This window comes from Acinetobacter sp. AR2-3 (assembly GCF_001878775.1).
In the GTDB taxonomy this organism is placed as follows: domain Bacteria; phylum Pseudomonadota; class Gammaproteobacteria; order Pseudomonadales; family Moraxellaceae; genus Acinetobacter; species Acinetobacter lwoffii_D.
Window position 1 is genome coordinate 1 of the sequence record NZ_MJIQ01000101.1, and the last position, 12,291, is coordinate 12,291.

Consider the following 12,291-nt stretch of genomic DNA (forward strand, 5'->3'; position numbering starts at 1 on the left):
GCGTGATTGCAATCTGAAGCCGCATGTCGCGGAGCGGAAGCGTGGCGGGAGCGTACGACGTGTAGAAGAGAAAGAGGTTAGAGAGGGATTGGAAGCGCCGGGTATAGCATCTACTATCACGTGTGTGTGGTAGGCTATAGACCCCAGCGGCGCCCGGAGAAATCTACACGCGTAAGATCGTCGGCAGCGTCAGATGTGTATAAGAGACAGGTATGGTACATGTCCGTACTTTTGATCATTTTATATACTTGGCCTATGTTACTACATCAAAAAAAGCTTGTTACCACATCAAAACCTGTATTTTTATTTTATTTAGACTTTTTATATATAATTTATTATTTTATAATTAAATAGATTGCTTAATTTTTATTCAAAATAAATTTTAATATATATGTATAAGAAATAATTTATTTATAAATTTAATTATTAATCATAAATACAATCTTATTATTTGAATAAAAAATTAATCTTATGATAATTATTAAGTTCCAAAATAATTATTAAAAATAAAGAACTTCATATGAGTTAATGTTGAATCATATATATGTAAATAAATTATGATCTAAAAGTTAAATTTTCTAAGGTAAAAATTTGCGAAATTTATGTATGAATCATGGAACTGAATGTCTATTCTTGGATAATTCTGGAAAAATTATGTAGAATTTGTACATTAATAAAGATGATAGATGTTTTTTCAAGAATAATTTTTGGACAAATTATGTGAATTTTTTGTATTAATAAGGGTAGTGAGTGTCTATTTAAGAATAACTTGTGGAAAATTATGCATAACGTCTGTATTAACAAGGCTAATTGATGTTTACTGAAGGGTAATTTCGGGAAAATTATGTTGTTTTAGTGCCTAAAGTATGCATTGGTACTTGGATATAAGTATTTTTTAATCACAGTTACTTTGTGAAAAGAGGTCAATGGAAGGGAGGCAATTTGTTGGTTATGTTGCTGACACTAATGTTCATGAAACAAGCAATCGATTTAAGGTTTTTTATGATATAAGTATCACAAATCAACACTTAGGATTGACCTATTGAGACAGGTTCTATCAGCGCTCCATTTGAACTTGCGCAGCTTAATATTATTGCTAACGATCTTAAGCGTGACCTGTCTGTTTGTCTTTTCTTTATTCTTTGTTAACTATACGGTCAAAGAGCGCCTGATCGACAATTCTTTGGCCCTGAATGCCGAATATTCTTCCAGAATTGCTGCACACACTAATTATCAGTTTGAAGAAATCCTAAAAAATTTAAGATTTAGCGCCAATCTGTTGGGAAAAAACTTTTCTAATGAAAATTTAACAAGAAACGAAATATTACGTCTCAAAAGTCAGTCAGGCAATTTCAACAGTGTTTTTTTAGCTGACCGGGAAGGACGGATCATTTCATTTTCCCCAAAAACCTTGAAAATTGATTCTAGAAAAATTCATAGAACCCACGGTATTACCGAGTCGATTAAACGTAAGCAAACTTATATTTCTTCACCGTACTGGTCTTCAACCAATAGATTGATCGTCATTGTTTCTGAGCCGGTTTTTGATGATCAAGGAAAATATTTAGGTTTTATTGCGGGAACGATTTACCTGCAAAGCAAGAATCTGGTAAGTGAAATGCTGGCATCCAAATATGGCTACAAGAAAAATTATACTTACGTCGTGGATGATCAAAGACAGATCATTTTTCATGCCGATACTCGGCAAATCGGACAGAAAGTCCAGACCGGTGATGGATTGACCACGATGCTTCATCAACAGGCTGGTGCTTTCCGTCTGATGAACAGTAAAGGCATAGATAGCCTGGTCGGTTTCTCGCATATTCCCAGCGTGAGCTGGATTGTGGTATCACAGCAGCCGATTAGTGAGTTATTTGCTCAAGCCAACAGTATTATTATCAAGGTATCAATCGGGATTAGCCTATTCTATTTATTCATTTTCTTTGTGGTCTGGCGTTTATCGGGCTTGATTGCACTGCCTTTAAACCATTTGGCGAAAATGGCCAGTATGCTCAGTCGGCAGGATGTTCAGGATAAAATCAACGAAATTAAACCTTCGTATTTTGAAGTCAATCAATTCAAAAATTCTCTGATGCTGAGCTGTCAAAATTTCAATGAAAAAATTGATGAGTTGAATCAATCAGTGAATACTGATCCCCTAACTGGTTTATACAATCGCCGTGGAATGAACCTGTTTATCGAAGAGTTTGTGCGTATGCGTACCGATTTTGCTGTGCTGGCGGCAGATATCGACTTCTTTAAAAAGGTGAACGATACCTATGGGCATGACAAAGGCGATATTGTCTTACAAAGGCTAGCGAACGTGATGCAATATCATTTCCGAGACAATGATGTCTGCTGCCGTTCGGGAGGAGAGGAGTTTATTATTTTAATGGCGGCCTCAGACCCGGCAACCGTTTTTCAGGCTGCGGAACGGCTACGAAAAGCGGTTGAGCTCACTGAAATGGGAGAAATTGGTATAGTGACCATTTCCATTGGGATTGCTTACTGGCCAAATAGTTCTAACGATGTAGAGGAAGTATTGCGCATGGCAGATCAAAAACTGTATCAGGCCAAGCGTGAAGGACGCAACTGTACGCGTTGATTTTTAGACCTTTACTGATGAAAATTGCATAGAGAGATCTAGCGTATTTTTTTAGTAGTAAAGGATTTTATGAATATATTTACGGAATATTTACCTTGGCTCAATGTTATAATAAACATGTGAATTTTCAACAAATAAAAAACCTTGAATAACCTTATTGTATAAGGCTATTTGTGAATTTCATTGGGGAATTTTATGCCAAAATCATCTCGTGACTTATTTTCACCAGATGTATTCGACCTCAAGTCGTTTATTTCTCCTTATATGATGCTGATTCCTCCGACGATTTTTGCCTTGCTGATCTGGTGGACCAATCAAAGTTTTGGTTTCCTATTTACCCATACCGTGGCAGAACTGATTTCAATCATTATCGCGCTCACAGCGCTGATTGTGACCGTGGTGTCACGGCATTTTACTAAAAATTATTTTGTGGTTTTCATTGCCATCGCGCTTGGCTGGTGTGGATTTATTGACCTGTTCCACACCCTGCTATATAAAGGCATGCAAATTCTTCCGGTGGACAGTGCCAATCAGGCCACTCAATTATGGATTGGTGCCCGGTTATTGCAGGCCTTTGCCATGCTCGCTGCGCCCTTTATGCTGACACGGGCGATCAAGCCTCTTGCATTGAACCTGTTTTTTGGTCTGTTCAGTGTGGGGATTGTCAGCGCTGTGATGTTGGGTTTCTTTCCAACCGCCTTTGTTGATGAGCAAGGCCTGACCCCTTTTAAAATTTACAGTGAATATCTGATTATTGCGGTTCTGGCGTTAGCACTGGTGCTGGTCTGGCAGCGCCGCGAATATTTATCGCCTCAACTGACGTTTGGGGTCAGCCTGTCCATGCTGACCATGATGGCTTCTGAATTTGCCTTTACCCAATATGTGTCCGTATATGCCGATGCCAATCTGCTGGGGCATATTCTGAAAGTCTATTCGTACTGGTTCATTTATATGGCATTGGTCGAGTCGACCATTAAAGAGCCTTTTAGCATGTTGTCCAAGGCTGCCAGCACTTATGACACCATTCCTGATCCAACCTATATTGTCACTTCTAGCCAAATGATTCAGCAGGTCAACTTGGCGGCAGCCCAGCTGCACGGCATTCCAGCGACACAATTGAGCGAACGCTCTGTGCATGAACTGGTGCATGATCCTCGGGTAAAGGCCGAAGATTGCCCGGTGTGCTCCCGATTGCAGCAGGCACCGCAAGAGTTTTTAGTCCAGTTGACCTTGCCGGATCACAAAACGGTCGAGTGTCATGTGGCACCTTTTGCAGAACGCCTGGGTAAAAAAACCGTCTGGGTCATGGTGGTACACGATATTACCGATCGCCAGTTTTTGCTGCAGGATCTGCAGGAACGTGTAAAAGAAGTGCGATGTCTGAATCAGATCAATCAACTCTGCAATAATACCCATACCGGCATGAGCGAGCTGTTGCACAAAGTGATGCAGACAATCCCTTCCGGCTTCTCTTCTCCGGAGCGGGTTAAGCTGCAGATTGATAGTGACTGGGGTGTTTTTGGTACAGCCCCTCCGGCTCAGATGCCTTTTTTGCAATCGGTCTTTGCCAATGAGACTCAGCAATTCGGCACCTTAAGCATCTGGTATGATCCGGCAGCGGATGCCCCGACTTTTCTAGATGAAGAGCAGAGTTTAATCGATCATATCACCGGTCAGATTACCGATGTATATACCCGGATACAGTCACAAAGGCGTGTAGCACGGTTGACTTACCTCTATCAGCTGCTCATTGAAACCAACCGGGTGATTGCGCATAGCCAGAATCGGCAAGATTTGCTAACCGAGTTGCAACAGGTGCTGTTGAAGCTGGGTAGTTTTGCTAAAATTTTAATTGCAATCAAAGTAGAGGATCAGGCGGACAGTCCATTAATGATTCAGTTTCATCATAATATTAGCGCAAATATTATGCCCACTTTACGTACTATCTTACAGCAAGACGAAAATACTCCATTGTATCAGGTGAAAAATACCAGTCCACAGGTGGATATCTATGCCTATTCCTTGGTCAATGATGTGGACGAGAATGTTTCACCAGAATACCAGGCATGGAGACAGTACTTAAAACAGGAGAAGATAAGTCAGGCAGCATTAATCCCGGTGTTGCTTGGTGGACATTTCTGGGGATTAGTGGGGGTATATACTACCAGACCAGTTGAATTTGATGAGGAGCAAATTCAGCTGCTGCAAAATCTCTCTAGGGATATTTCTTTTGCGTTGGAGCGTTTTTCAGCGGAGCAACATCGCAAAACTGCCGAGACCTATTCGCAGCAGATGGAACAACGTTTCCAGCAGTTGTTTTTGCAGTCTCCTGTACCGATGCATATTATTTCCATACAGGATGAACGCATTCTTGCGGTTAATTTGGCCTATGAAAAATGGCTGGGATATAGTCTGGAAGATTTTCAAAATCGGGAAGCCTGGCTGGAAAAAGTGGCGCCTAATCCAGAGCAAAGACAGTTTATGCAACAGAACTGGAAAGAGGCATTGCAACTGGCAAAAAACGGTAAACAGGTGCAATTTCCTGAAATTACTCTGTTAGCTAAAGATGGTAGTCAGCGTATTGCTCAGCGAACACTGGCGATTGTCGGCAATGATGTGATTCTGGCTTGGAATGATCTTACAGCTATTCGCAAAACTGAACAGGAGTTACGAGACAGTGAACAGCGTTTCCGGGGTATGGTGGAACAAACCGTGGTCGGGATGTATGTGCTGCGCGACAATCACTATCTGTATGTCAACCCGAGTTATGCCAATATGCTGGGCAGGTCTGCTGCAGCACTCATTGGACATAATATTCTGGAATTTAGCACCATGGCCGCAGACACACCGGCACTGATTAACCAAGAGCAGGATCAGGCTGCAGAATATTCGAGCCTATCCTGTGTGGTTCCGTTCCGACATCAAAATGGCCAGATCCGGGAATTTGCCCTGCATAGCCGTCGCATCACTTGGGATGATGGCTTGCCAGCCTCGATTGTGATGGCACAGGACATTACCGAGCAAAAGCAGGCACAGGACCAGATTGCCCGACAGCTTGAGCAGTTGGAAGCTACCATGTATGGTACGTTACAAGCCGTATCGATCATGGTGGAATTACGCGACCCTTATACAGCGGGACATGAACGCCGTGTCGGGCTGATTGCCAGTGCGATTGCCAAGGAAATGGGCTGGAATGAAAAACGCTGTCTGCAGATGGAAGAGATTGGATTGGTACATGACATTGGTAAAATTTCAATTCCTTCCGAAATTCTGACCAAACCTACTCGTCTGACCTATCTGGAAATGGAAATGATGAAAGGTCATGCGCAGGCTGGTTATGAAATTCTCAAGGATGTTCCTTTCAATATTCCAATTGCTGAAATCATTGGTCAGCATCACGAACGCATGGATGGGACAGGTTATCCTAAAGGATTAAAAGGTGATGAGATTCATCCTGAGGCGCGTATTCTGACGGTGGCCGATGTGATCGAGTCAATGGCTACGCATCGCCCATACCGTCCTGCTTTAGGCATAGAGGTTGCGCTTGCAGAAATCTTAAAAGGACGTGGAACGATTTATGATGTAGAAGTATGTGATGCAGCAGTACGTTTAATTAGGGAAAAGGGATACGTCTTGCCAAGTTAAGCAGGCTTGATCATCAGGTGAATAGCAGCCAAAAAGCTATTCAATTGTTTTTAGTTAAGTAGCCCTCCCGATAAGTTTGATATTGTTTAATGCTTTAAATTGAAGCGCTAACATGCTTATGTTATCTATAACTGAATAGAAAGTTCGTATTTGGAGCATTATCGATGTCATACCAGAATATTTTAGTACCAGTTGATGGTTCAAAAATTTCATTCTCCGCGGTAAAACATGCGGTCGAAATTGCTCAGGTATTCGGTAGCAGATTGACCTTCATCAGTCTGGTTTCTGAAGATCCATTTACAGATGCAGATTTCTATTACTATTATGTCTCTGCTCCAATGAAAGAACACTTTATTCAAGCTTATGCGAATGCAGAAGAGGTATTAAAACAAGCAAGTGAAATTGCATATGCGGCGGGCGTTCAAGTTGAAACTAAAGTCCTAAAAAGTGTAGTGTTTGAAGAAAGTATTGTGAAAACTGCCAAACAGCTAAAAGCTGATCTTATTGTGATGGGATCGCATGGGCGTAAAGGTTTTAAAAAATGGAGATTAGGAAGTGTGACCACAGCTGTACTTCGCTCAACGGAACTGCCAGTGATGATCATAAAATATTAGGGGGTGTTGACACTTTGAGCTCAAGAAATAGCGAAGTAGTAAAATGAAATCTTCAAACCCAATTTCACTATTCGATATGCCTCGTACCATGCTGACAGATCAACACTGGCAAAAGTTAAAAGTTATTCTGCGTAATTTATCAATTCATCATAATTCAAATTTACTTAATTTTATTGAAGCTATTCTCAAAGTTTTAATTATGAACAGTAAATATCAACGGTGCTTAGTAAACTTAAAAAAATTTAATAGTCAATTTTAGGACTAATTTTTCTTTAAAATCATTAGCAAAATGCTAGAGTATGAAGATTGCTATTAGACGATAGAGGATAAAACCATGGCTGTTATTCTTCAGGTAGACTTTCCGACGCCAGGCCCATTTGGAGAAGAGATGAGTCGCGCCTATCAAACACTTGCAGAAAGTATTAATCAGGAAGCTGGCATGATCTGGAAAATATGGACAGAAAATAGCGATGCTCAGGAAGCAGGGGGAATTTACCTGTTTGATAGTCAAGATAATGCAGAAAAGTATTTAAAAATGCATACTGCACGCCTGAAAAATTTTGGAATAAAAGATATTCGGGGAAAAATTTTCCAAATTAATTTACCACTGTCTGCTATTAATCAATCCCACTTCATTGTGCAACTTTGACTTTGGTCGGTCTGGAAGCAAGATGCTATCTCATCCCACTTCCTACCTAAATTAATCTCTGTTGCACTTCGTCTGAGAATCCAAGCAATAAAAAACCCTGACATCCTGCCAGGGTTTTTTACAGTGCGATCTTTGGTAGCTGCTATTCTACCCTCGCTATCCTAGTGTTAGAACTTATCGTTGTTGTTTTCTGTTCCGGAACTTCCTGTTCCTGCATGACTTCATCATAAGTAAAAAAGCACAGATCCCCTAGCCGCAAAATCCCTAAATGTCTGTGCGCCAGGGCGTACAAAAAAGCTAAAAGTTGTCCCGGTTTTATCCACAGAAATTGGGGATAACTTTCCCCTAGAGATCTGATGGAATCAGGAAAAATTCTAAAACTTTCCTAGATAAATAGATGAGCTAATTAACCAATACATTCGGCTCATTAGTTGATTTGAATATATGCTATATTCAACTCAACTTAGATTTTTAAAGAAAGATTAAAAATGCAGGAATGGATTTGGCAAGCAAAAAACTGGACAAATTTCACATGGCAAGATTCAATTATCTTACCTAAAACCAGACAGATACATCAAAAAATAGGGATTCTTCTTGGACAAAGTCAGCATGATTTAGCAAAAGAACAATTCACTCTGGATACTCTACTTGCCAATCTTGTTGCTTCATCAGCAATTGAAAATGAAACCATCAATGTTTTTTCATTGCGATCATCTCTAGCTCAACGCTTAGGTATCACTCTTGAACATCCTTATCCAAGCTCAGATCGATCAGAAGGTTTAGCCAATATCATGCTAGATGCGCTTAATAATGTTAAGCAACCACTGACTGTTAAGCGTCTCATGCAATGGCATCGTTGGCTTTTCAATGATCCAGACTGGACAATGCAACGTTTACGAATTGGTCAACTTCGAGGGGCAGAGCCTATGCAGGTTGTTTCAGGTCGATTGGATTATCCTAAAGTACATTTTGAAGCCCCCCCAAGAGAAGGTTTAGAAGATCGCTTAAATACATTTATAGAGTGGTTTAATCAGAGTTTGAGGGATTCATTGCTTGACCCTCTGTTACGGGCAGGAATTACCCATTTATGGTTTGTTACTCTGCATCCATTTGATGATGGTAATGGCCGTCTTACACGTATACTTACAGACCTTGCTTTAGCTCAAATGGATGAACAGAGTATTCGTTTATATGCAATGTCTACTGCGATATTAAACAAGCGTAAAAGTTACTATGAGGTATTAGAACAAACCCAAAAAAGTGATTCTGATATCACAAATTGGCTGATTTGGTTTCTAGATACATTGAATGATAGCCTTGAAGGAACCTTAGCGCAGATCAGTCGAACATTGCTTAAAAGTCAGTTTTGGCATAGGTATTCAAATTTAGCCTTGAGTGAAGAACAACGTAAAGTTCTAAATCGTTTATTGGACGGTGGAGAAAATGGCTTTGAACATGGTATTAGTGCTTCACAATATCAAAAGGTTGCTAAAGTCAGTAAGGCAACAGCTACTCGCCATTTATCAGACTTACTTGAGAAAGAATGTATCGTCAAATTGGAAGGAGGTGGACGTAATACACGCTATCAGATCAATACTCAAATATAGATAAAAGGTCAAAGGCTTGCCGTATTGTTCAATGTAGGCTCTAGAGGAAAGCATATAAGCAAAGGTCCTCGTCACGCGATAGATAAGTTGACATTTTGGTACAATTTAAATCAATAACTTATAGTTTTGAACGACATTGAATGTCAATTCTTTATGCCACATAAGTTGTCACAAATTTGTTAAATATTATCAGTTGCTTATATTAATTTTTTCAATGTAAAAATTGAAATCTCAAACTATGACTTGCTCAGATAAAATTATGTAAGTAAAAGTCTCTTGATCGTTTTTAAAATTATTTTTAGTGATCAGAAGCCAGCAAATAAAAAAGCTTCTAAATTGAAATCACAAAAATATTTAACTCAAGGCCAAATATACCGACTAAAATTTAAAAGAGATTATAGTCCTGCTGTAATCTCTTTTAATGTCTAAATTTTAATTAGGATTATGATATTTCAAGCTGAGCAGTAGGTTCTACTTTTAAAGTTACTTGACGTTTTTCATAAATAACATTTGCAAATAACGCAAGGAAGGAAATTGCTGCAGGAATTGCCAGTATATAGAAAATCTGCGCCAGTCCCAGTTCATAACTAAAAATCAAAGAACCATAAAAAGCACCGAGAATTGCACCTGTACGTCCAATACCATGCATCCAGGAAACTCCAACTGCACGACATGATGTTGGATAGGTCATGGCAGCAAGCGGTAATAAAGAAGATTGTGCACCCACCAAGAGAGCACCAATCAGAAAAATTGTGATTCCGAATAACAGCACATTGTTATCTACCAAACCTGCGATGATGAAAAATCGAACAGCAATCAGATAAGCATATTTCACCACTTTCGTTGGATTTATTTTATCCATATACCACCCCATGATAATGGCTCCAAATACTCCACCAAAAGGGAAAATTGCTGCGTGCTCAAGCCTGCTGTTTTTAGAATGGTGGGCATCCAGCTGGTTAATAGATAAAAGACTAATAGGCTAGTAAAGCAGCCAACCCTAAGTCGACTAATAACGATAAAGCTAAAAATATTATACGTGTCAAAAAAGCTCTAATTTCATTTTAGCGTTATTTTCTGCTGAAAATTCAAAATTAATTTTTATGGACAACTATTTATGGAAGGCGATTAAAGCCCTGTAGTGGTCAACAAATATTGGACATAGTTTTAAGTTTTTATTCGGCTGCGCAAGAGCTGACACCATCATTAAGTTGATGAGATCGTATCTGATTGTAATATTCCATCAGATACAGACCGATATCGACATTATATATATCGCAAATGTCAACTTATCTGTCGCGTGACGGTCATTTCAGCCTCACAAAGCCCATGTAACTCTAAAGTAGAAATGTCCGGTTTCTCCAAAGTAAAAATGTCCGCTTTTAGAATATGCACTTTTGCGATTATGAACCGTACCGGGTTTGTCGGAGAGTCAATATTCTGAGAGACTATCCCGATGACAAAATTAAAATATACCCCTGAAATCAGAGAAAGAGCGGTTCAATTATTGATTGAATCTGAAAAAGATTATCCTTCTACTTGGGCTGCAATCACAGCAATTGCGCCTAAGATTGGTTGTGCTCCTGAAACACTTCGTGCCTGGCATCAAAAGCATTTAGATCAGCAAAATCCTATTAAAGTACAACAGATATCTGATCAAGAAAAAATGAAGCAAATGGAACGTGAAATTAAAGAATTAAAGCGTGCCAATGAAATTCTACGTAAAGCAGCCGCTTTTTTCGCCCAGGCGGAGCTCGACCACCCACACAAATAATGGTGGATTTCATCCATAACAATAAAGACTTATATGGTGTTGATGCGATTTGTAGGATTTTACCGATCGCAGCTTCAACCTATTACCGAACTTTAGATCTCGCTGACAATCCAGAACATCGAGCGAAACGAGATCTACATGATGAGCATCATGCTGAACAAATTCAACGAATTTGGAAAGAAAGTTCAGGTCGATATGGTGTGCGTAAGGTCTGGCAACAATTGAAACGTGAAGGTTATGTTATCGCACGTTGTACAGTTGCTCGATTGATGCAGAAGCTAGGTATACAAGGTGTTTGGCGTGGTAAGAATAAACAAACCACCCGTAGCCGAGATGATCAAAAAAGAGCAGATGATTTAGTGAAACGTAATTTTAATGCTGATCATCCTGACCAACTGTGGGTGAGTGACTTTACCTATATTCAAACTCATTCAGGCTGGGTCTATACCGCCTTTATTATTGATGTGTTCTCACGAGCAATTGTTGGATGGAAAGTATCTACACGGATGAATACAGATATGGTGCTCGATGCATTGGAGCAAGCATTACACGATCGAAGCATGCCAAAGAATGTGATTCATCATTCCGATAGAGGTGTTCAATATCTTTCTATTCGCTATACCAATCGTTTAGAAGCTGCAAATTTACGAGCATCAGTCGGTACAACTGGTGATTCATACGATAATGCCCTGGCTGAAACGGTGAATGGCTTATACAAAACAGAGGTGATTGAATATCTAAAAGCAGATTGGCAAGGTTTAGCAGATGTACAACTTGCGACACTAAACTGGGTAGATTGGTTCAATAAAAAGCGTGTACACAGTGCACTGGGTTATGTATCGCCTTTTGAGTTTGAAGCAATGTACTATGATAAGATTAACCCGTTAGGTCAGGTGGCCTAACTTAAATAAAAAGTCTCCGACAAACCCGGTACGGTTCATGCGTTGATCGCAGATTTCCTGCAAGACCGACAATCGTTTAAGTTCTTTATCCGACATAGACACCAACATATCAAACCGTCCGCTAACGAAATTGCAAAAGTGCATATTCTAAAAGCGGACATTTTTACTTTGGAGAAACCGGACATTTCTATTTTGGAGTTACAGACTGTGTTATTCACCAATTAAAATGTCTATGCGATAAACCATTTAAAATGTCCTGTTTTTAACCACAAGAGTCAAGCACAGGATTTAACTTTCTTTGTTCAATAACAGCTTTCTGAGCTTTACGACTCGGCATACTTTTCTTGAGACGGGAACGTTTATTCTGTTTTTCCAACTCTTCATGCTGTTGCTGAATATGTGCCAGAACTGTACCTAACCGTTTATTCTCAACGATCTCATTCTGCTGTAGCCCAGCTAATTTATTGAAAATGCTGTAGTTGAGCTTTCGTCCCT

General features: G+C 39.7%; 7 protein-coding genes, 3 pseudogenes and 1 other annotated feature. Of the genes and pseudogenes, 7 read left to right on the forward strand and 3 right to left on the reverse strand.

Annotated elements, in window-relative coordinates; genetic code table 11:
• Positions 1-1,093 precede the first annotated feature (1,093 nt).
• The 6 genes and pseudogenes from BFN00_RS15395 (at position 1,094) to BFN00_RS15420 (ending at position 9,120) form a co-directional block, all read left to right on the forward strand.
• On the forward strand, positions 1,094-2,605 hold the full coding sequence (locus BFN00_RS15395) for a sensor domain-containing diguanylate cyclase (RefSeq protein ID WP_249449806.1): 1,512 nt from the start codon (positions 1,094-1,096) through the stop codon (positions 2,603-2,605).
• A 195-nt stretch (positions 2,606-2,800) separates the two neighbouring features.
• Positions 2,801-6,250: an MASE3 domain-containing protein gene (locus BFN00_RS15400; RefSeq protein ID WP_071852324.1), complete on the forward strand. Its 3,450-nt coding sequence runs from the start codon at positions 2,801-2,803 to the stop codon at positions 6,248-6,250.
• A 164-nt stretch (positions 6,251-6,414) separates the two neighbouring features.
• Complete coding sequence (locus BFN00_RS15405) at positions 6,415-6,864, forward strand: universal stress protein (protein WP_071852325.1); 450 nt, start codon at positions 6,415-6,417, stop codon at positions 6,862-6,864.
• A gap of 76 nt (positions 6,865-6,940) precedes the next feature.
• Positions 6,941-7,051: pseudogene (locus BFN00_RS15885) on the forward strand (IS5/IS1182 family transposase); the annotation flags it as partial.
• A 147-nt stretch (positions 7,052-7,198) separates the two neighbouring features.
• A complete protein-coding gene (locus BFN00_RS15415; RefSeq protein WP_071852326.1) occupies positions 7,199-7,513 on the forward strand; it encodes a monooxygenase in 315 nt (104 codons plus the stop codon).
• A gap of 488 nt (positions 7,514-8,001) precedes the next feature.
• Entirely contained in the window at positions 8,002-9,120 is a 1,119-nt protein-coding gene (locus BFN00_RS15420; protein WP_071852327.1) for a Fic family protein, read from the forward strand.
• Positions 9,121-9,562: 442 nt separating this feature from the next.
• Here BFN00_RS15420 and BFN00_RS15425 read toward each other — a convergent pair.
• Positions 9,563-10,131, reverse strand: a pseudogene (locus BFN00_RS15425) (MFS transporter); the annotation flags it as partial.
• A gap of 445 nt (positions 10,132-10,576) precedes the next feature.
• Here BFN00_RS15425 and BFN00_RS15440 point away from each other — a divergent pair.
• Positions 10,577-11,796 (forward strand): IS3 family transposase gene (locus BFN00_RS15440; RefSeq protein ID WP_143115437.1). Its coding sequence is split into 2 segments (ribosomal slippage): positions 10,577-10,853 and positions 10,853-11,796, totalling 1,221 coding nucleotides; the frame shifts between segments, so codons are not numbered across the junction.
• Positions 10,852-10,968, forward strand: a sequence feature (AL1L pseudoknot). (Overlaps the previous gene by 117 nt.)
• On the opposite strand, the gene BFN00_RS16290 is transcribed toward BFN00_RS15440, so the two are convergent.
• Entirely contained in the window at positions 11,779-11,904 is a 126-nt protein-coding gene (locus BFN00_RS16290) for a hypothetical protein (RefSeq protein WP_283397900.1), read from the reverse strand. The genes BFN00_RS15440 and BFN00_RS16290 overlap by 18 nt on opposite strands.
• A gap of 154 nt (positions 11,905-12,058) precedes the next feature.
• Positions 12,059-12,291: pseudogene (locus BFN00_RS15445) on the reverse strand (ISNCY family transposase); the annotation flags it as partial.